Source organism: Polyangium sorediatum (assembly GCF_029946465.1).
Lineage (GTDB): Bacteria > Myxococcota_A > Polyangia > Polyangiales > Polyangiaceae > Polyangium > Polyangium fumosum.
The window spans coordinates 37,203-58,149 of the sequence record NZ_JARZHI010000023.1 but is presented as its reverse complement, the minus strand read 5'-3'; the positions used below and the strand labels follow the sequence as shown (position 1 = coordinate 58,149).

General features: G+C 70.2%; 15 protein-coding genes. 11 read left to right on the top strand and 4 right to left on the bottom strand.

Annotated elements, in window-relative coordinates; all coding sequences use genetic code 11:
* Nucleotides 1-6 precede the first annotated feature (6 nt).
* The 5 genes from cysC to QHF89_RS24790 all read left to right on the top strand — a co-directional run bounded on the left by cysC (nt 7) and on the right by QHF89_RS24790 (nt 6,422).
* Nucleotides 7-1,722 carry an adenylyl-sulfate kinase gene (gene cysC, locus QHF89_RS24810; RefSeq protein WP_136967822.1) on the top strand — a complete coding sequence of 572 codons (1,716 nt, stop codon included), beginning with the start codon at nt 7-9 and terminating at the stop codon, nt 1,720-1,722.
* Nucleotides 1,719-3,026, top strand: coding sequence for a hypothetical protein (locus QHF89_RS24805; RefSeq protein ID WP_136967821.1), 1,308 nt, complete (start codon nt 1,719-1,721; stop codon nt 3,024-3,026). Before cysC ends, QHF89_RS24805 begins: the two co-directional genes overlap by 4 nt.
* Nucleotides 3,023-4,708, top strand: a complete 1,686-nt coding sequence (locus QHF89_RS24800) for a hypothetical protein (RefSeq protein WP_136967820.1) — start codon at nt 3,023-3,025, stop codon at nt 4,706-4,708. The genes QHF89_RS24805 and QHF89_RS24800 overlap by 4 nt, the downstream gene beginning before the upstream one ends.
* A gap of 64 nt (nt 4,709-4,772) precedes the next feature.
* Entirely contained in the window at nt 4,773-5,276 is a 504-nt protein-coding gene (locus tag QHF89_RS24795) for a hypothetical protein (protein WP_136967819.1), read from the top strand.
* 12 nt (nt 5,277-5,288) lie between these two features.
* Nucleotides 5,289-6,422, top strand: coding sequence for an alpha-hydroxy acid oxidase (locus QHF89_RS24790; RefSeq protein ID WP_136967818.1), 1,134 nt, complete (start codon nt 5,289-5,291; stop codon nt 6,420-6,422).
* 43 nt (nt 6,423-6,465) lie between these two features.
* Here the strand turns inward: QHF89_RS24790 and QHF89_RS24785 are convergent, their stop codons facing one another.
* Nucleotides 6,466-6,762, bottom strand: coding sequence for a hypothetical protein (locus tag QHF89_RS24785; RefSeq protein WP_136967817.1), 297 nt, complete (start codon nt 6,760-6,762; stop codon nt 6,466-6,468).
* Nucleotides 6,763-7,082: 320 nt separating this feature from the next.
* On the opposite strand from QHF89_RS24785, the gene QHF89_RS24780 reads away from it, so the two are divergent.
* Together QHF89_RS24780 and QHF89_RS24775 are read left to right on the top strand one after the other, a co-directional pair.
* Nucleotides 7,083-8,720 carry a CocE/NonD family hydrolase gene (locus QHF89_RS24780; RefSeq protein ID WP_136967816.1) on the top strand — a complete coding sequence of 546 codons (1,638 nt, stop codon included), beginning with the start codon at nt 7,083-7,085 and terminating at the stop codon, nt 8,718-8,720.
* 227 nt (nt 8,721-8,947) lie between these two features.
* On the top strand, nt 8,948-10,297 hold the full coding sequence (locus tag QHF89_RS24775) for a cellulose binding domain-containing protein (protein ID WP_136967815.1): 1,350 nt from the start codon (nt 8,948-8,950) through the stop codon (nt 10,295-10,297).
* Between the two features lie 327 nt (nt 10,298-10,624).
* Here QHF89_RS24775 and QHF89_RS24770 read toward each other — a convergent pair whose 3' ends face one another.
* The gene (locus QHF89_RS24770; protein ID WP_136967814.1) at nt 10,625-11,251 is read right to left on the bottom strand and encodes a hypothetical protein; all 627 of its coding nucleotides are present in this window, start codon (nt 11,249-11,251) and stop codon (nt 10,625-10,627) included.
* A 104-nt stretch (nt 11,252-11,355) separates the two neighbouring features.
* Here QHF89_RS24770 and QHF89_RS24765 point away from each other — a divergent pair, with 104 nt between their 5' ends.
* From QHF89_RS24765 to QHF89_RS24755, 3 genes are all read left to right on the top strand, one after another.
* The gene (locus QHF89_RS24765; protein ID WP_136967813.1) at nt 11,356-13,002 is read left to right on the top strand and encodes a serine/threonine-protein kinase; all 1,647 of its coding nucleotides are present in this window, start codon (nt 11,356-11,358) and stop codon (nt 13,000-13,002) included.
* Nucleotides 12,999-14,885, top strand: a complete 1,887-nt coding sequence (locus QHF89_RS24760) for a PEGA domain-containing protein (protein WP_136967812.1) — start codon at nt 12,999-13,001, stop codon at nt 14,883-14,885. The genes QHF89_RS24765 and QHF89_RS24760 overlap by 4 nt, the downstream gene beginning before the upstream one ends.
* A 170-nt stretch (nt 14,886-15,055) precedes the next feature.
* Nucleotides 15,056-17,440 carry a Kelch repeat-containing protein gene (locus QHF89_RS24755; protein ID WP_136967811.1) on the top strand — a complete coding sequence of 795 codons (2,385 nt, stop codon included), beginning with the start codon at nt 15,056-15,058 and terminating at the stop codon, nt 17,438-17,440.
* Nucleotides 17,441-17,615: 175 nt separating this feature from the next.
* On the opposite strand, the gene QHF89_RS24750 is transcribed toward QHF89_RS24755, so the two are convergent.
* Nucleotides 17,616-18,644: an ABC transporter permease gene (locus tag QHF89_RS24750; protein ID WP_136967810.1), complete on the bottom strand. Its 1,029-nt coding sequence runs from the start codon at nt 18,642-18,644 to the stop codon at nt 17,616-17,618.
* Nucleotides 18,641-19,411, bottom strand: coding sequence for an ABC transporter ATP-binding protein (locus QHF89_RS24745; RefSeq protein WP_284720910.1), 771 nt, complete (start codon nt 19,409-19,411; stop codon nt 18,641-18,643). The genes QHF89_RS24750 and QHF89_RS24745 overlap by 4 nt, the downstream gene beginning before the upstream one ends.
* A 54-nt stretch (nt 19,412-19,465) precedes the next feature.
* Here QHF89_RS24745 and QHF89_RS24740 point away from each other — a divergent pair, with 54 nt between their 5' ends.
* Nucleotides 19,466-20,947: a radical SAM protein gene (locus tag QHF89_RS24740; RefSeq protein ID WP_136967808.1), complete on the top strand. Its 1,482-nt coding sequence runs from the start codon at nt 19,466-19,468 to the stop codon at nt 20,945-20,947.

The following is a 20,947-nucleotide window of genomic DNA, read 5'->3' as shown; positions in this document are numbered from 1 at the left end:
CGCCTCGTGGGCGGCTTCGTCGTCTGGTTCACGGGCCTCTCCGGCGCGGGCAAGAGCACGCTCGGCGCGATGCTCGCGGCGGAGCTGCGCGCGCGCGGGGTGCACGTCGAGGTGCTCGACGGCGACGAGGTGCGGACGCATCTGTCGAAGGGCCTCGGGTTCTCCCGGGAGGATCGCGACACGAACGTGCGGCGTATCGGCTTCGTGGCGAAGCTCGTCGCGCGGAGCGGCGCGTGCGCGATCACCGGCGCGATCAGCCCGTTCCGTGCGATCCGCGACGAGCAACGCGCGCAGATCGAGCGGTTCGTGGAGGTGTATTGCAGCGCGTCGATCGACGCGCTCGCCGCGCGGGATCCCAAGGGGCTCTACCGCAAGGCGCTGGCGGGGGAGATCAAAGGGTTCACGGGGGTCGATGACCCGTACGAGCCGCCCGTCGCGCCCGAGGTCACGCTGTCCACGGACCGCGAGAGCAAGGAGGAGAGCCTCGCGAAGATCGTCGGCAAGCTCGAGGAGCTCGGGTTCGTCCCGCGGCGAGCGGCGGCGATCCTCGGGCCCGGGACGAGCCTCTCGCTCGTCGCGCCGCACGGGGGTGAGCTCGTGATCCGCGTGGTGCAGGCGCAGGAGCGACGCGAGGCGCTCGCCGAGCGGGCCCGCTCGCTGCCGACGATCACGCTCGACAGGGAGGCGGAGGTCGATCTCGCGCGGCTCGCCGACGGTTCACTCTCGCCGCTCAAGGGCTTCCTGGGCTCGAAGGATTGGCTGCGGGTCGCGGACGAGATGCGGCTCGAACAGGGCCTGCCGTGGCCGACGTTCGTCACGCTCGCCGCGAGCGAAGAGGCGGCACGCGCGGCGCAGGCGCGCGGGGAAGCGGCGCTCTGCACGGCCGCGGGGGAGGTCGTCGCGATCCTCGAGGTCAGCGACGTCTACCGGCCGGAGGACCTCGTGCGAGGCCGCAAGCTCCTCGGGCCGCTCGGCAAGGACGACCCCGAGATCACGAGGCAGCTCCGCCGCGGGCCTTTCCTCGTCGGCGGCGAGGTGCAGGTGCTCGGCGAGGGTCTCCCCGCCACCGGGGCCACGGATCCGCCCCGGAGGACGCGGCAGCTCTTCCAGCACGAGGGCGAAACGAAGGTCACGGCGCTGCGGGTCCGATCGATCCCCCGGCGCGCCGAGGAGCACCTCGCGCGGCTCGCCCTCGACCTCACGGGGGCCCTCTGGATCCAGGTGCTGGCGAACGTCGAGGGCGGCGACGCCTCCCGCGTCGACCCCGGGGCCCGCGGGAGACGATCCCTCTACGAGGTGCTCGCCTCGTCCTTTCCGCCCAGGCGTGTCCTCGTCTCGGACGGCATCGAGGTGCGGCGCTCCGGCGCGCGCAGGGCGGTGCTCGACGCGATCCTCAGCCAGAACCACGGGGCCTCTCACGCCGTCGTCACGCTTTCCGCGGAGGAGGGCGGCGCGAGCGGTGCAGAGCGGGCGTTCCGCGTCTATGCTCCGGGAGAGCTCGGGGTCACGCCGCTTTGCATCGAGGAACCGTTCTACTCCACCACCTTGCACGCGATGGCCACCGAGAGGAGCGCGCCGGGGGACACGTCCACCCGGATCACCGCGACCGAGGCGGAGATCCTCGACAGGATCCAGCGCGGCGAGGCGCCCCCGCCGGAGGTCGTGCGCCCCGAGATCACGCGCGAGATCCGCAGCATGTACGAGCGCGCGAAGGGCGGTTGATCGGCGCCCTCGCGGCGCTCGTGGCAGCGACGCTCGTCTCCACGAACGCGCACGCCGACCTCGCCGAGGACGCCGATCGCCTCGCGGGCACCTGGAAAGACCGCGGCGCCGAGACGTCACGCCTCGCGCCGCTCTTCCTCGACCACGGCCGGAACAAGCGCTTCGTGGTGCCGCAAGACAGCGCCGACGAGGAGCTTCCCGGATGCACGACGGTCGTCCTCCTCGGCGCGCCGAGCGCGGACTTCGCCGTGCTCACGGCCTCCGAGGCGGACCTGCCCCCGCTGCCGGCGGGCCTGCTGCCGCACGGCCATCCCGCGCTCGACCCGGAGGACCGCGGCACGAAGAGCTCGCTCGGCGTGGTGTCGCTCGTGCGATGCGGGCCGCGCCGCAAGGACCTCGCGTCGCTCGTCGTCTCGATGCGCTCGCCCCGCGGCGCGATCGAGATCCTCGTGGCGCGCTCGCCCGCGCCGCTCGGGGATCTGCGCGACGCGTTGCCCGAGCGCGCCTTTGGCCTCGTCGCGCCGCGCGGCAATCCGGGAAGGCCCATCGAGCCGGGGCCGCTCGCCGAGCGCACGGTCCGCGCCGAGGAGCGGGCGCGCTCCGAGGGCGCGGACCGGTTCACGCGCGTGCCGATGGTCGCCTCGGTCGAGGGCGCGGGCGAGTACCAGCTCCGCCTCGGCGAAGGCTGCCACCGGTTGCAGGTCATGGCCGCCGTGCCGTCGACGTTCCCGCACCGCGCGACCGACGTCGACGCGGAGGCGCGCGACGATGCGGGCCGCATGCTCGCGCGGGATCGCAGCGAGGCCGCAGACGCGCGGCTCGACTTCTGCCTCGGCGAGGCGACACGCGTGACCGTGCCGTTCGCGGGCGCGGCGGGCATGGTGCCGATGATGGTGATCGATTCGGTCTGGCCCATCCCGCGCGTGATCCCGAACTACTGGGGCGCGCGCACGCGCGCCGGCTTCGCCTTCGCGTTGCGGCGGCGCAACGCGCCCGAGCCCACGGCGGCGCCCGTCTTCGAGTCGCTCGGCGTCGCGGGCCCGACGATGGTGCCGGTCACGCTGGAGCCGGGGCGTTGTTACCTCGCGGCCCTCGCGGTGGCGCGGGGCGAGTCGCGGGGGCTCCGGCTCGCGGCGACCGTCGGCGACAGGTACATGCGCGACGAGGTGGTCGATCGGCCCGAGGGCGCCGTGCTCGCGTTCTGCGCCGAGAGCGAGGAATCGGCGCGGATCGACGTCGAGGCGCGTGGCTCGGGCGTGTGGTGGACGTTCGCGCTCTTCGCGCTCGGAGGGGGCGAACCTTGACGCGCTTGCCCGTGCGGATCGCCTCGCTCGTGCTCGCCGCGCTCGCCGCAGGCTGCGGCGGCGCCGCGCCCGCCTCCCCCACGAAGCCCGCGGCGGCGCGCCCTGCGCCTCCCCGCGTGCTCCCGGGGAAGGCGGATGGACGCGCGCTGCTCGCCATGGACGCCGCGCGCGTGCAGGATGCGGGCGCGGGCGCGCTCGAGGTCGTCGCCGCGGAGTACCTCTCCGAGGGCGACAAGGCCGGCGCGTTCGTCGAGGTCCCGCTCGACGCGTGCGCGCTCGTCATGGCGCGCGGATCGCCCTCGGTCGTCGACGTGGATCTCTTCGCGTACGAGGACGACGGCGCGAGCTTCGCCGTGGACGAGTCGACCGACGCGCGGCCGGCGATCCTCGTCTGCCCGCCGCACCCGAAGCGGCTCTGGCTCGCGGCGCGTGTCGTGTCGGGCTCGGGCCTCGTGAGCCTCGGCGTGCAGAGCGTGCCGACGTCGGCGATGGCCGCGGTGGAGCAAGCGGCCGGCGCGCGGGGTCGATCGGGCGGCGAGACGGGCCGGCTCGAAGCGTGGCCGGGGCTCGAAGCCAAGCTCCTCGCGCACCGCGCCTGGCTCGGCGGCCGCTGGGAAGACGTGCGGCGCGCGGCCGTGCCCGTCGCGCCGCGCGCCCCCACGCGCCTCACGGTCGCGGTCGAGGCAGGCCGTTGCCTCGACGTGTTCGTCTCCCCGAGCGACGAGGTCGGCTCCCTCGAAGTCGTCGCCGAGGATGCCGCGGGCCGCATCCTCGCGCGTGGCAAGGAGCGCGGGCGCGACCGCGCGATCGTCCTCTGCTCGGCGACGGCGAACGAGGTCACGGTGGCGATGCGGCCGCGCGCCTCCACCGGGATCGTCGCCGTCGTCGCGAGCCGCTCCGCCCCCGGCGCGGGCGCGGCCCTCGACGTGTCTGCCCGCGCGGAGCACGTGACCGAGACACGCGAGCTCGACGCGGCGCGCGCGGCGCTCGCGAAGGACCTCACCGGCAAGGGCTTCGGCGCTCCGAAGACCGTCCTCGTCGGCTCGGCCAAGCTCGGCAGCCGCGCGGCCGCCGCGCTCGAACTGCCGGCCGGCTGCGCGCGCATCGACGTCGTCGCGGGCAAGCCGCTCGCCGACGCCGCGGCCTCGCTCTGGAACGATCGCGGCGCGCTGCTCGCCGAGGGCCGCGGCGGCGCGGGCGTCACGCTCTTTTCGTGTGGCCCGACGAGCCCGGCGCGGATCGACGTCGAGGCCCTCGCGCGGCCGGGCCCCTTTGCCGTCGAGCTACGCAAGGACGACGCCGCGCCCGCCGCGCTCGTCGCCCACCCTCTCGCAGCCGCGCGCCTGCTCGCCGTGCTCGACGCCGGCGGCGCGCGCATCTCGGCCGCGGCGGCCTCGTCGACCCAGGTCGTCGCCCTCGACGCCGGCGCGCGCACCACCCTGCCCTTCGACGTCCCCGCGCGCGGCTGCGTCGAGGTCACGGCTGCGCTCGATCGAGGCGGCAGCGGCCTCGATCTGCGCCTCGCCGACGCCTCCACCGGCGAGAACACCGTCACCCGCGGCCGGTTCGTGCTGAGCGATCGCCTCTGCGCCGGTGACGCGGGGGCCAAAGGCAACGCCGAGCTCCGCCTCCTCGCGGGCAAGGCCGACGCCCTCGTGCTCGTGCGACCGCTGCCGCCCTGAACGCGTTTCCGAAAACGCCCGACCCCTCCTCCGGGGCCGCCCCCTGGCGTTATGCTGGAGGCCGATGTCCCCCTCGTTCCGCTCCGGTCTCCTCCTGCTTTCCCTCCTCGGGCTCGCCGCCTGTGCGGAGATCGAGGCCGCGCCTCCGCCCTTGCATCCCCGCGGGAGCGCCTCGCCCGACACCACCGCCACGGTCGCGGAAGCCACGCCGCCCAAGCCCGCGGCCCCTGCGGAAGGCGTGCGGAAGGAAGCGCTCGCGCCACGCGTCGGCGTCGAGGGCGTGCCTGACGGCCAGCAGGCGCTCGCCGACGCCATCGTCTCTGCCTCCAAGGCGCCGATGAACGAGTGCCGCGGGAACGGCGGCGGCGGCACGGTCCGCATCCGGGTCGCGGGCAATCACACCTCCGCGTCCTTCGCCGTCGACCCAGGCTCCACGGCCGACGACAAGATGCGCCATTGCGTGCTCGAAGCCCTCTCCACGCTCGACGTCCCCGACACGATCTCGCAATCGAGCCCGTCCTCGCGCCCCTCCTCGGGCTTCTCGTCGATCATCACCGTTCAGTGGTAAAGACCGCGCGGCATGCATTCGAGCGACGACACCGGAAAAACCACGCTCCACGCGCCGCAGAAGGACGCCTCCTCCGGCCTCCTCACCGTGCGTGACTTCGAGAGGGCCGCGCGCGCGGCGCTCTCGGCCATGGCCTACGATTATTACCGTTCCGGCGCCGACGCCGAGCGCACGCTCCGGGAGAACCTGCGCGCGTATCGCCGCTGGCAGATCCATTCGCGTGTCCTCGTCGACGTCTCGCGCCTCACGCTCGAAACCGAGATCCTCGGCGCGCCCGTCTCGATGCCGATCCTCGTCGCGCCGACGGCCTATCACAAGCTCGCGCATCCCGAGGGCGAGCTCGCGACCGCGCGCGCCGCGGCCCGCGCCGGCACGATCTTCACCGTCTCCACCCTCGCGACGACCTCCCTCGAAGACATCGCGCGCGCCTCGAAGGGCCCGCTCTGGTTCCAGCTCTACGTGCACAAGGACCGCGAGCTCACCCGCTCGCTCGTCGAGCGCGCCGAGGCGGCCGGGTATCGCGCCATCGTGCTCACGGTCGACACCCCCGTCCTCGGCCGCCGCCTGCGCGACGTGCGCAACGGGTTCGGCCTGCCGAACGGCCTCGTCATGGCGAACCTGGTGGACGCCAAGGTCGCCGCCGGTGCTTCGGGATCGGCCCTCCACCGGTACATCGCGTCGCGGCACGACGCTTCGCTCTCCTGGCGCGACGTCGCGTGGCTGCGCGGCATCACCCGGTTGCCTTTGCTCCTCAAAGGAATCGTTCGTCCGGACGATACAATGCTCGCGGTCGACGCGGGCGCCGCCGGGATCATCGTCTCGAACCACGGCGCGCGTCAGCTCGACTCGGCGCCGGCCACGCTCGACGTGCTGCCGCGTGTGGTTGAGGCGGCGGCGGGCCGCGTCCCGGTGCTCGTCGACGGCGGCGTGCGCTGGGGGACGGACGTGCTCAAGGCGCTCGCGCTCGGGGCGAACGCGGTTCTGCTCGGCCGGCCTGTGCTGTGGGGGCTCGCAGCGGCAGGGGAGGCGGGTGTTCTGCGGGTGCTCGACATCCTGCGCGACGAGCTCGCGACGGCCATGGCGCTCGCCGGGTGCCCCTCGCTTGCGTCGATCGACCGCGCGCTCGTCGAACGACGGCCGCGGTAGTCGCGGCTGCTGCCGCTGGCCTCATGCGCTTGGCGGGAAGCGCTCAGCTCCAGAATGCGACGAAGCAGAACCAGTCGACATCCATGGTCTTGGTGCTGCCCTGATCGGTGTAGCCGGTCGAGATGGTGAAGTTCGGTGCGTTGCCACCGTTCGTCGCCGTGATAATGGCATTGGCCGTCATATAGGCGCTCCCCGGAGTGACCACCACGACGGGATCGGACGATGATTCGCCGTCCACCGTGAAGAAGTACTGACCGGGGGCCTTTTTGACGACCCGGAAATTGCCCGAGCCGCTGTCGATCGAGCCGTCGGCGTTGATACATCCAAATGCTTGTCCCATGACGATACCACCTTTCCTTATCGTTACGGCTGTCGTCTGGGAGCACGGCACGTGCCAGTGGGCACTCGACGGCTCGGACCTGCGATGCGGGGGCGATTTCCTGGACGAATCCATGGGAGCTGAACGCCGACGTCATCGGTTGAAGGAGGGGCAGAGGTGTACCTGTAACCGGAAAAGATACACCTCTGTTACAGCCGTCAGGAGGGGCATCGCTCGCGGGCGACCGAGGAGATCCTCGCAGCTGCCATGGAGAAGACGCTCCCGCCTCCGCCTTGCGTCTTCCTCGGATCTGCGTCTTCCTGAAGCCTGTGAACGACTTCATGACCCTCCCAAGCCACCTCCTCGAATGGCTCCTCGACCTCCCGCCCGCCGAGACGCGCGACATCGTCGTCCAGCGTGATCTTCGCGTGCCCATGTCCGACGGCGCGGTCCTCCTCGCGGATCTCCATACGGCGCGCGACGCCCGCAAGCGCCCGCTCATTCTCCTCCGCTCCCCGTATGGCCGCCGCAATCCCCTCTTCTCGTTTCTCACCCGCCCGTTCACGGAGCGCGGCTTCTCGGTCCTCATCCAGAGCTGCCGCGGCACCTTCGGCTCCGGCGGCGAGCTCAATCCCTTTCGCGACGAGCAAGACGACGGCCGCGCCACGCTCGCCTGGCTGGAGCAACAACCCTGGTTCTCGGGCGAGCTCGCCACCTTCGGCCCGAGCTATCTCGGCTACGTGCAATGGGCCCTCGCGCGCGACGCCGGCCCCGCACTCAAAGCCATGTCCGCCCAGATCACGCTCTCCGATTTCCGCAAATTCAAGTACCCCGGCGAGAGCTTCTCGCTCGACACCATGCTGCGCTGGACGCAGATGATGCAAGAGCAGAAAAAACCACTCCACGAGCAATTGCTCGGGCGCTTCACCTTGCGCCGCTCGCTCGAAAAAGGCCTCGCGCACCTCCCGCTCAACGAGGCGGATCGCGTCGCCACCGGTCACCGCGTCGGGTTCTTCCAGGACTGGCTCGAACACAATGCCCCGGGCGACCCGTGGTGGGCGCCGGCGGACCATAGCGGCGCCGTGGCCGACGTGACGGCGCCCGTGCTGTTCATCGGCGGCTTCTATGATCTCTTCCTGCCCTGGCAACTTCGAGATTATGCCGCGCTCGTCGCGGCGGGCCGGACCCCGTACCTCACGATCGGCCCCTGGTCCCATACCTCGAGGCCCGTGTTCTCGACCAGCGTGCGCGAATCACTCGCCTGGTTTCGCGCGCATCTCCTCGGCGATCGCAGCCTCCTGCGCGAGGCGCCCGTGCGTATCTACGTGATGGGCGCCGACGAATGGCGCGAGTACCCGAGCTGGCCCCCTCCCGGCGTCCGCACCGAGCGCCATCATCTCCAGCCGAACCGCGGCCTCGCCCCTGCGCCCCCCGCCGCTTCGCCGCCCGACCATTACCGCTACGATCCTGCCCATCCCACCCCGTCCGTGGGCGGCGCGCTGCTCAACGACGACAGCGGGCCCAAGGACAACCGCGCCCTCGAAGCGCGTCGCGACGTCGTGACGTACACGAGCCCCCCGCTCGAGCGCTTTGTCGAGGTCATCGGCCCCGTGTCCGCCGAGCTCTTCGTGCAATCGAGCGTCCCGCATACCGATTTCTTCGTCCGCCTCTGCGACGTCGATCCTTCCGGCCGCTCCGTGAACCTGTGCGATGGCATTCTGCGCCTCGAACCGGGCCGACCTGCGCCGCGGCCCGACGGCACGTTGGCCATCACCGTCGAGCTCTCCCCCACCGCGCACCGCTTTCGCCGCGGCCACCACATTCGCGTGCAGATCTCGAGCGGCGCGCACCCGCGCTTCGCCCGCAACCCCGGCACCGGCGAGCCGCTCGCCACGGCGACGCGCCTCGTCGGCGCGGACCAAACGATTCATCACGACCCAGAGCACCCCTCGGCCATCCTCCTCTCGGTGCTCGACTGAGCGAGCGGGATCCGCTTCGTGCCTGTGGGGGTGATCGATTCGTTCATCCCCTCATGATCGATCCGATCACCCGCGCATCGGTCGAGCCTGTCGAGCGCTGCGATTTCCGCGGTCTTCCTGAGCGACCAGGGCTGGCCCATAACCTGCAAGTACGCCCTGACATCGACGGGCCCCCCCGTCCCGTGAACCCGACCGCGCCGCTGCGAGTTGCGGCATGGAGAGTCCTCATGACGAAATTCGCTTCCCTGCTCAGCGCTGTCTCCCTCTGCGTCCCTGCCGCCTTGATTGGTTGCGGCGGGGAGGATTTCGAGGTCGACGACGCGGAAACGTTTGCGCAGGAGCAAGCCCTCTCGGCCCAGAGCATGCGCTTTGGCGTCGCCCCGCAATGGTATCAAAATTGGAATCCGCCCTCCGAGGGTCCGGCCAACGTCGACCTTGTCGTCGTCGGTGATTGGCTCCTCGAGAACGGCTTCACGAGCACCCATCAATCGAAGATCCAACAGATCCGCGCCAAGGGGAAGACCCCCTACCTCTTCGGCTACATCGCGACAGCGAAGACGAAGAAGGGCCTCAATTCGAACAACGATTGCGACGGGAACGCGTCGGCGCCCCTCTGCCAGCAGGGCGCGACGTGGATCCGGGCGAACATCGCCAACAACATCGTGCCCGCCTACCTCGACGCGGCCCAGAAGATCAACGCGGCGCTCGGCGGCGGCAATGCGCTCATCCACATCGAGCCGGATTGGTTCCAGTTCTCGGAGAACGCCCAGCAAAACGCCTTCACGAAGGCCGAGTCCAACGGCTTCATGAACAACATCCTCGGCGCGATCAAGCAGGGTTGCCCCACCTGCAAGGTCGTCATCGACTTCAGCCCGTGGTTCTCGCCGAGCAAGACGAAATGGGCCACCTCGGCCGCGGACTTCTACTCCGGCTGGGACAAGACCGTCGCGGGTTACGTGGGCCTCACCGGCAAGCCCTTCCCGTTCACCGCGGGCAAGATCGACAACTTCACCTACGCGGAGATCACGCAGCAGCTCGCCCTGCCGCTCATCATCGTGGACGCATACACGTTCGGCGGCGGCCCGATCGACGTCGATTCGACCTGGCTCAATGCGTCGAACATCGCCACCGCCGTCGGCTGGGGCGTGGATAGCATCATTCTGTCGCAAACGGGGAACGTCTCCGGTTATGACCAGTTCATTGCAACGGTGAAGGGCGGAACCACGCCCCCGCCGCCCCCGCCGCCCCCGCCGCCCCCGCCGCCCCCGCCGCCCCCGCCGCCCCCGCCGCCCCCGCCGCCCGCGGGTGGTGTGACGGTGATCGGGGGGAACGCGACGGTGACGATCACGCCGAACTCGAGCTGGAACGGGGGTTATTGCAAGAACGTGTCGTTGAAGAACACGGACACGAAGAGCATCACGTGGACCCTCCGCATCCCCAAGGAGGGCACCCTCTACAATTCGTGGAACGTGGTGCACAAGGTCGAAGGGAGCGAATTCGTGTTCAACGGCGTCTCCTGGAACAGCACCCTCTCCGTCGGACAGAGCGCCGATTTCGGCTACTGCGTGAATCTCTGAGTCCGCGTCCGCCGCCGCTCCCGCTTGCCCGACCCGCGCGCCGAAGACCTCCCCGATCTGTGTCGACGAAGCCCCCGGCCGTTGCCGACGAGCCCGGCGAGCATGTCGACAAGGACCTCGGCGGTTGCCGGCAACCACGGCGAGCATGTCGACAAGCCCCCCGAGCGTTGCTGGCAACCGCCGCGCGCATGTCGACAAGCCCCTGACCGTTGCCGGCAACCGCCGCGCGCATGTCGACAACCCCCCCGACCGTTGTCGACGAGCCCGGCGAGCATGTCGACAACCCCCCCGACCGTTGCCAACAACCGCGAGCGAGCTCGCTCGACGCTACTTGCACACCGAAATGCCCGCCACGGCGCCCGCGGTCGAGCAGATCTCGGACAGCGCGCAGTCCTGGTTCGCGTGGCAAACCACCCGCGGCGCGACCGTCGTCCCGAGCCGCGGGTGCGTGAACGTCCCCGCGCACTCGCCTTTGGGCACGCACACGGCCGCGATCGTCCGGTCGCCCGGGATCAGGCAACACGCCTCGGCCCCGCAATCCTCGGGCCCGTCGCACTCGAAGATCACGCCCTCCCCGTTCGCCGTCCGCGGGCACGACCTCCCATCCTGCGTGCACGACGGAGGCTCGAACGTCGCGCAACACGCCGTCTCGCAAAGATTTGTCCCGCAACGAATCTGCTTCTTCGCGAGCATCGGCCGCGGCCTCCGCGGCTCGCTGCCCTGCGCGGCCGTCTGCGCGGCGGCGGGCGCATCACAAACACACGGCAGAAACCGCGCCCCCTCGTCGTCGCAGACCTGCGTCCCCTGCACGCCGGCCGGACAGGCGCACGCGACCTGCTGACCCGGCACGCACTCCTTCGACCGACAACCACCTGACACGAGAGCCCAGGCGACGAGCGCCCCGAGCGCGAAAAGACGGGGAAGTCCGGCCGCATGGGGACGTTTCGCGCGCATCACGCCGAAGCTTGCCATGGAGCCCGCTGGAACGATCGTGATATGCTCACAGGTGGCTTCATTTTGCCCGATCACGGTCGGGCTCGCGGGAGGAGTGTCGGGGCGTGTCCATCGCAGAAGGCGCCATCATCGGCGGCAAGCTTCGGCTCGAACGACCTCTCGCCAAAGGCGGCATGGGCGCCGTATGGGTCGCGCGCCACCAGCTCCTCGACACCAATGTCGCGGTGAAGTTCATGGATGGCAGCATCGCGTCGAACGAGTCGCTCCGGCAGCGATTCGAGCGCGAGGCCAAGGCCGCGGCCCTCATCAAGAGCCCCCACGTCGTGCAGGTCCTCGACTACGGCGTCGAGGACGGCGCCCCGTACATCGTGATGGAGCTGCTCGAAGGCGAGGATCTCGGCGCGCGCCTCGCGCGCAGCGGCCGCATCGACCTCGTCGAGGCCTACCGCATCCTCGAGCCGCTCGGCAAAGCGCTCCGCCGCGCCCACGACCTCGGCATCGTCCACCGCGACCTCAAACCCGGAAACGTCTTCCTCGCGCGGAGCGGCGACGACGAGATCGTCAAAGTCCTCGATTTTGGCATCGCCAAGGACGTCACGATCACGGGCCCGGCGACGTCCACGAGCTCCGGCATGATGCTCGGCTCGCCCTCGTACATGAGCCCCGAGCAGATCCGCGAGACCAAGCAGGTCGATCATCGCAGCGATCTCTGGTCGATCGGCGTCATCCTCTACGAGGCGATCACGGGCCGCCTCCCCTTCGACGAGGCCGAGAACATCGGCAAGTTGCTCGTCACCATCTGCACGGATACCGCCCCGCCGCCCTCGTCGATCGTCCCTTCGCTCGACCCGGCCGTCGATCGTTTCTTCGAGCGTGCGCTCGCGCGCGACAAGGCCGCGCGTTTCCAGAGCATGGCCGAGCTCGTCGAGGCCTTTGGCCTCCTCGTCGGCATCCGCGCGTCCTTGCGATCACGCCCGAGCGGCGAGTTCGTCCCGTCGAGCGGCAGGACCGCCGACGCGCGCACGAACAAGATCGGCACCGACGTCACCCTCGCCGCCCCGACGATCACGGCCGACAGCGGCGAGCGCCCCTCGTTGCCTCGCGCGTCCACGCCCGACCCGCGGAGCACGCTTTCACCCGCGGAGAGCGGCGCGCGCGCGTCCTCGTCGCGCAGGTTCGTCCCCGTCGTGCTCGGCGCCGCCGTCGCGCTGGCCATCGGCGCCGGGATCATTCTGACGCGCGACCGTACGAACACCGGCGCAGACGCCTCCCCCGAGGCGCGAGGCGCCTCCGCGCCTCCCGCGGGGACCTCCTTGCAAGCAGGGCCCGCCGTCGCGCCCGTCGAGGCGCTCCGCACCGCGCGCCTCCTCGTGACCCCGCCCGACGCCCAGGTCGAGGTCAATGGCCGCAGCGCCCCCGTGGATCAGGACGGATACGTCACGATTTCCGGCGCGCTCGGCAGCACCCACGCCTTGCGGATCCACAAGGACGGCCACGAGACACGCGTCGAGGTCGCGATCACCGCGAATGGCGCATTGCCGCACAAACTCACGCTCGACGGCGACGTCGCGTCGCTTGCGCTGTCGAGCGCAAAAGCCAAGGCCACGTCTCCGCCTTCGTCCGCCGCCCCTGCCGCAGGCCCCGCGCCCACGACCACGCCGGTCACGACGGCGGCCCATCCGACCACGAAGCCCACGGCCACGGCCACGACGCCCTCCAAAGATCCCCAGCCCGCGCGAACCTTCGAATGAAACGCTCTGCGGCCCTCCCCTCCCCGATTTGCAAAGCGCTCGCCGTCGCGCTCACCTCCACCTTCGTCACGGCCGCGATCGCTCAAAATGCGCCGGGCGGACCCACCAACCCCAAGCCGCAGCCCTCGTGGATGAAAAAGGGCGGCCCGCTCCCGCCGCCGCCCCCGCCGCCTCCGCCGCCGCCCGACCCCGCCGCCGAGGCCGAGGCCCAGGCCAAGGCCGACGCGCGCAAGCATTTCGAGCAGGGCCTCGCGCTCTTCGACGCCGGCTCCATGGAGGCGGCCCTCCCCGAGTTCCTCACCTCGCTCTCGATTTACCCCACCCGCGCCGCCAAGAAAAACGCCGCGCTTTGCCTTCGTCGCCTCAATCGCTTCGACGAGGCGTTCGACATGAACGAGGCGCTCCTCGCGTTCCCGGGCGTGACCGAGGAGGAGAAGCAGGTCGCGCTCCGCGAAATCGCCGAACTGAGGCCCCTCGTCGGCGACCTCGTCATCGAAGGGGTCCCGGACGGCGCGACCATTTCGATCGACGGCAAGCCCCGCGGCACGACGCCGCTCCCCGGCGCGATGCACGTCCCCGTCGGCGAGCGCACCGTGCGTATCTTCAAGGCTGGCTTCGAGACGCTCGAAGCGCGGCTGCAGGTCGTTGGAGGCAAAACGGCCAAGCTCCCCGCCGTCCTCGCGCGGCTCGAGCTCGCCGGCTGGCTCCAGGTCGACGAGGCGTCCGGGTATTCGATGGACGTCCTCCTCGACGGCGCGGCCGTGGGCAAGACGCCCTGGCGTGGCCTCGTCGCGTCCGGCGACCACCTCGTCAGCCTGCGCGGTGACAAACGCCTCGGCACCCAGCCCGCGCGGGTCGAAGTGCGCCCGAGCCTCATCACCCCGATCCTGCTCATCGCCGAGGAGCTCCCCTCGGTCCTGCGCGTCGAGGCCAAGACGAAGGACGCGGACATCTCCGTCGACGGCGTCCGCCTCGGCCGCGGCGCCTGGGAAGGCCCTGTCCGGGCCGGCTCCCATCGCATCGAGATCACCGCGAATGGGTTTGTTCGCGAAGAGCGACGTGTCGACCTCGAAGCGGGCAAACGCGAGGCCGTCGCGGTCGCCCTGGAGCCCATCCCTCCGCCCTCGGGATTCTGGGCCGACAAGCGGTTGTTTGGCGAGCTCGGCGCCACGTTCGCGCTTGCCCCCACGTTCGGCGGCAGCCTCGACGGGAGCTGCACGGGCCCCTGCGCGGCGTCGCTCGGGCTCGGGGGCGGCGGCATGCTCCGGTTTGGCCTCGAAATCCGGCGCAAATGGCTTTTCGGCGTCGAGGTCGGCGGCCTCTTCGTGCGCCGCAGCTTCACGGAACGGCCCGACGAAGACGTGCACGTCTTCGGCAACATCGCCGCCAACAAGGGCCTCACCAACGACGTCATTTCCCTCGGGGGCGCGCACGTCGGCGCCTCCGTCGCGCGCACCGTGGGCGAGCGCTTCCCCGTCACGTTCCGCCTCGGCGCGGGCGGCTTTTTCGGCTCGGTGCAGGACGACCGCTCCGGCACTTACAACACGACCGCGCGGGACGTCCCCGACCCGACCAGCGCCACCGGGACGCGCCTCAAGGCGAGCACGCCGTATACCGTCGATCGGGTCACCGAGACCCAGGCGGCGCTCGGCGTTTACATCGCGCCCGAAATCCGCGCCGGCATGCGCATCTCGGACAAACTCGACGTCGCCCTCTCGGTCTCGGCCCTCGTTCTTCTCATCCCCGAGCCTCCGAGCTGGGTGCCCGAGCAAGGGTATGTGCAGGCGAGCACGGATGGTCAGGGCAAATATGACTCCGACACGTTGACCGGGACCTCGATCCTCGTGGTGTCTCCCGGTCTCGTGGCGACGTACCGATTCTGACTTTCCTACCTTCAAGAGAGGTCACCATGGGGACGAAATGGCGCACGGCGTGGACATTCGGTCTCGCAGCGGGTTTGTGTGGAGGGTGCTCGGCGGGCGGTGACGCCCCGAGCGCGGGAGACACTCGCTCCGCGCAAGCGGCCGCTCCGTCTTCAGACGCGCGTGTCGCGGTGGAGATCGCCGAAGCGATCCGCCTCCACCTCGCTCACGACGCGTATACGCTCGGTGCAAGGACCTCGCCCGGGCCCCGGGCCGACGTACGTTTGCCCCTGCACGCGAGCGGCGCATTTCGCGTCGCGGACCCGGCGAGCGGGCTCGTGGTCGAGGTCGCGCTCGCGGGCGCGCGGGAGGTCGCGGGGGAAGCGGGCGCGGGGATCGTCGTGTATCCGGCGGGCTATCGCGGCGTCGCCGACATCGTGCACCACCCGACCGAGGGCGGCGCCGAGGATTACGTGTTTTTCCGGAACGCCCTCCCGGACGTCCCGGAGCTGCGCTACACGATCACGCTCGGCGAGAACGTGGCCGGCCTTCGCCTCGTGGGCAAAACGCTGGAGCTGCTCGACGCGGGCGGCGCGCCGCGCCTCCGCATGGCGCCGCCCTGGGCCAAGGACACCGACGGCAAGACCGTGTGGCTGAACGTCGCCGTCGAGGGCTGCAAGATCAGCACAGATCCACGATGGCCGATGGACCGCCCGGTCGTCGATCCGGGCGCGCGGCAATGCGAGGTCACCCTCTCCTGGGAGGGCACGGCCGTGCGCGCGCCGCTACTCGTCGATCCCGCGTGGACCCTGACGGATGCCATGGCCCAGAAGCGCTACCGGCATACGGCGAACCTCTTGCCCGATGGCCGTGTCCTCGTCGCGGGCGGCGACAAGGGCGGGGAAGTCCCGCTGGAATATGCCGAGGTCTTCGACCCGGCCCTGAAGATGTGGATCGCGACGGTTCCCATGACCCAAAACCGGCTCGGGCACACGGCCACGACGCTGAAGGACGGCCGCGTGCTCGTGCTGGGCGGCAAGGCGACCCTGCAAGGGGTCCTCAATGTGACGAACTCCGCCGAGATCTTCACCCCGCAGAACGGTCCCAACATGGCGGGGGCGTGGTCGCCCGCGAAAGCCATGAACTTCCCGCGCGCGCTGCACACCGCGACGCTCTTGAGTGATGGGCGTGTCCTCGTGACCGGTGGAAAAACCTCCATGCTGGTCAACACGACCGAGATTTATGATCCCAAAACGAATACGTGGGAGCCCGGCGGGGACCTGCATCAAGCGCGGTACAACCACACGGCGACGTTGCTCGACGAGGATCGGATTCTCGTCGCGGGCGGTGAGAGCGTCGGCCCGACGCAGACCGCGGAGATCTGGGAGCCGTCCACCAAAACCTGGAAGCAAACGACCCCCATGAACCGCCTGCGCTCGGGCCACACGGCCATGCGGCTCCCCTCGGGGCGCGTGGCCGTCGCCGGCGGCAGCCAGATCGCGGCCCAGTCCGTGGAAGTCTTTGATCCCGGGTCGGAGGAATGGACGGCCGGCCTCAACATGACACGCCCGCGCAAAGACCACACGGCGAGCGTGATGGCCGGTGGTCGTATCCTCGTCACGGGCGGCGGATTCGAGGACGTCCCGTACACCACCGAGATCTTCGACCACGCCACGCAGAGCTGGAGCGCGGCCGCGTCGATGGAGAAGCCTCGATCGCTCCACACCGCCACGACGCTCCTCAATGGCCGTGTCCTCGTCGCGGGCGGCACGGGCGCGGCGGGGGTCCTCGTCGACGCGGAGATCTACACGCCGCTCGGCGCGCCGTGTGACCTGAAGACCCCGTGTGACGATTCCTTCTGCGTCGACGGCGTCTGCTGCAACGCGCCCTGCGACGGGCAATGCGAGGCGTGCGACGGCCCTCGCCTCGGCATCTGCTCGCCGGTCGAAGGCAAACCCCACGGGGCGCGCCCGGCCTGCAACGGCACGAGCGAGGCGTGCGCCACGTGTGACGGCGTGAACGCGCAGCAATGCTCGTACCCCTCGGGGAATGGCTGCGACAAGAAATGCAACACGTCCACGCTCACGGTGTACGCCTGCGACGGCACCGGCGATTGCGTGGAGTCGTTCAGCAACAACTGCGCGCCGTACAACTGCAACGCCGTCGATCTCTCGTGCGAGACGGACTGCACGAGCAACACCTCGTGCGCGCTCGGCTCGACGTGCAACACGGAGATGAAGGCCTGCGTCAGCTTGCCGACGAAATGCCTCGACGACGAGATCCTCGAGCTCCCGGACAGCACCAAGCAGAGCTGCGCCCCGTATGCGTGCCGCAATGGCGCCTGCCTCGCGACGTGCGCGTCCGTGGACGATTGCTCCGGCGACGACGTCATCTGCGACGAGAAGACCTCGAACTGCATGAAGTGGACGGCCTTCGAGGACGCGCAATCCGGCGCCTTCTCCGGGAGCTGCACCACGGCGTCCCCCGGCGCGCCCGCTCCTCCCCGCGCCGCCTGGCTCCTCGCCCTCGCCGCCGCATCCCTGCTCGCCGCGCGCCGGCCTCGCCCGCGCGCGTGATGCAGGGCGGCCTCTGGGAGGACATATCTCGGCCATCGGACAAATTCGGTCCGTTCGCCCGCTTTCCCGGACGCGCTCCATCTGCCATGCTCTCCCTCGCGCCTGTCGCCGCGCCCGCATCGTGTTCCCTCCACACGTCGCGGGCGCGGCGCGGCGCTCGACGACGCGCCCTCGGTCACGCGTGCCACTTGAACGTCATCAGGCTGATCGTGAACGTCGCGACCGCCCAGAGCGCCATCATCCCGAGGCCTCCGGCGAGGCTCGCCACGTCGGTGACCCCGTAGAGCAAGACCGCGCGCGAGAGCCGCACCATCTCCGTCGTCGGCAACCACGCGCCCACCGTGGACAGGACCCGCGGCAGCGATTCCAGCGGGAAAAACATCTCCGACAGGAACACGATCGGCATGTTGATCGCGCTGATCACGTCGACGAGCAGCTCCGCGTTGTCGATCGCGGCCGCGAGCGCGAAGCCCGCGCCGAGGAACGTGATCACGCCGAGCATCGAGATCACGAGCAGCCAGCCGAACGAAACGAAGCTCAGCGGCAAATCGAAAAACAGCCGCGCCGCCCCGACCAGCAAGACGACCTGCACGAGCACGATCGACGACCGCGCCGCCACGTTCGCCGCGATGAATATGCCCTTCGGCAAGGGCGTCGTGGCGAGCTTCTTCAGGAACAGATTCTGCCGGAACAGGGCCATCGGATACCCCATCCCGAAGAGGCCCGACGCGAGCACCGAAAACGCGAGGATGCCCGGGAACAGGTAATGCACGTACCCCCACGCAGGGCCTTGCACGACGTCGAGGCGCGCCGGGACCGGCAGCGCCGCCGCGAGCCCCCCGCCGAAGATCCGATCACGCATCCCCACCCGCAGGACCACGCTCCCGCCGTCCGGCGCGGCCGAGAGCACCGCGCTCGCCATACGCGCGCGAAGCTTCCCGAGCGCCTCGGCCTCGGTCTGCTCGCGCCCCACGCGCACCTCCTCGAAGGCCCCGAGCTCCGCCACGCACCGCTCGATCGCCGCGCTCTCGCCTCCCGCGGAGACCACCGCCACGTACCGCCGCTCGAACGGGTGCCCGTTCATGAACACGAGCCCGAGCACCGCGAGGAGCACGACCGGGAAGACCAGCGTGAACCCGACCGAGCTCCGGTTCCGGAGCGTGTCGAGGAGCCGCATTCGTACGAGCACCAAGAATGCGCTCACGTCGCCTCCCCGCGCCCGATCGCCTGGCCCTCGCGGATCTCGATCGCGCAGAAATGGAAGAACGCATCCTCGACCCCGAGCCCACGCCGCTCCGCCTCGGGCACCGCTTGCACGAGCTCGGCCTTCGTCCCGCTCGCGCGCACGCGCCCGCCCACGAGGAAGAGCAGCCGATCCGCGAGCGCGTCCGCCTCGCGGAGATCGTGCGTCGTCATGAAGAGCGTCCGCTCCGCGGCGAGCTCGCGCAGCATCTCCCCCACGATCCGTTTGTTCTCCGGATCGAGGTGCGCCGTGGGTTCGTCCAGGAACACGAGCGTCGGATCGTGCACCACGGCCGTCGCGATGAAGAGCCGCGCCGCCTCGCCGCCCGAGAGCCGCGTCACGGCCGTCTCCGCGCGATGTTCGAGCCGCGCCCGCGCGAGGATCCGCAAAGGCCCCCCGCGCACGCCGTAGATCGCCGAGAACAGCTCCGCGTACTCGCGCGCCGTCACCCGCTCGATCTGCGCCTCCTTCTGCATCACCACGCCCACGCGCCTTCGCGGATACGGCCGCGGCTCCTTGCCGAAGAGCCGATACGCCCCGCGCGTCGGCTCCGCGAGCCCCTCCAGGAGGTCGAGCAACGTCGTCTTGCCCGCGCCGTTCGGCCCGAGCACGGCGCAGAGCCCCGGCCCCTCGACCACGAAGCTCACGTCGTCGAGCGCCACGGTGTCGCCGAAGCGCTTCGTGAGCCCCACGGCTGCGACGATCTCCCTCGGCTGCCCCTCTGTCATGCCTCTCCGAAGCCTATCCGATTCGCCCCGCACTTCGAGTATCCTCGAACCATCATGCAGGCCGAAGGGCGACTTCTCCACGAAACCACGAGCCTTTGCAAGGTGTGCAAGGACGCCCTCCCGGCCCGCGTCGTGGCGACCCCGAGCGGCGAAGCCTGGATGCAGAAGCGCTGCCCGAAACACGGCCCGCAGGAGGTACGCCTCTCGACGAGCGCCGCCTGGTACGAGCGCACGCGCGCCATCGTCCCGAAAGAGGCGCGCCCCGCGAAGATCCGGCGCCCGATCGAGCATGGCTGCCCCTTCGATTGTGGCCCGTGCGAGAGCCACACGCAGAAGGTCCGCTTGCCCGTCGTCACCATCACGAGCGCGTGCGACCTCGACTGTCCCATCTGCTACGTCCACAACAAGAACGACGACGCGTTCCACATGAGCCGGGAGGAGTTTGCCCGGGTCCTCGATCACCTCGTCGAGGATCACGGCGGCGACCTCGACATCGTCAACCTCACGGGCGGCGAGCCGCTCCTGCACCCGCACCTGCTCGAATTCGTGTCGATGGCCCGCGCGCGTGGCATCCACCGCGTCAGCGTGTGCTCGAACGGCGTGCGCCTCGCGCGCGACGAGGACTTCGTCAAGCGCCTCGCCGATCACGGCGCGCGCATCGCGCTCTCCTTCGACACCTTCGACAAACACGTCGATCGCGCCTTGCAAGGCGCCACGCTCGTCGACCTCAAGGCCCGTGTCTTGGAGCTCCTCGACAAACACCAGGTCGACACGACGCTCATCCCCGTGATGACGCGCGGCTACAATGACAAGGAGGTCGGCCGGATCATCCGCATGGGCCTCGAGCTCTCCTGCGTGCGTCACCTCGAAATCCACACGATCACGTACACGGGGCAAGGCGGCGTCGCCTTCGATCGCTCGGGCCGCATTTCCATGCTGGAGGTTCTCGAATCCATCGAGGAGACGACGGGCGGCCTGCTCCGCGCCTCCGATTTCGTCCCCTCGCCGAGCGCGCACCCGCTCTGCTACCAGATCGCCTATCTCCTGCTCGACGACGAGGGCGGCCCGGCGCTCCCGTTCCTGCGTTTCCTCGATCCCGACACGATGTACGATTGCCTCGCCGACCACCTCTACCTGGAGCCAGGCACGCGCCTCGAACGCGCGCTGCAGGACGCGATCGACATGCTCTGGGCGCGCGGCGACGCGGACGACGAGCGAGGCCTCAAGCTCCTCGACCAGCTCGTCCGCAAGCTCTTCCCGAAGGACAAACGCCTCTCGCCGGCCGAGGCGCTGCGTATCTCGGAGCGCGCCGCGAAGGCCGTCTACGTGCACTCGCACATGGACGAGGAGACGTTCGACGTGGAGCGCACGTACCAATGCTGCGATTCGAACTGTTATGCGGACGGCTCGACGATCCCCGTCTGCAATTACAACATCCTCTACCGCGACAAGGAGGCGCGCTTCATGGAAACGCCGCGCGCCTGGGGCGAACGCGCGGGGAAACGCTCGCTCCCGCTCGTGCAAGGGGGAACGTGA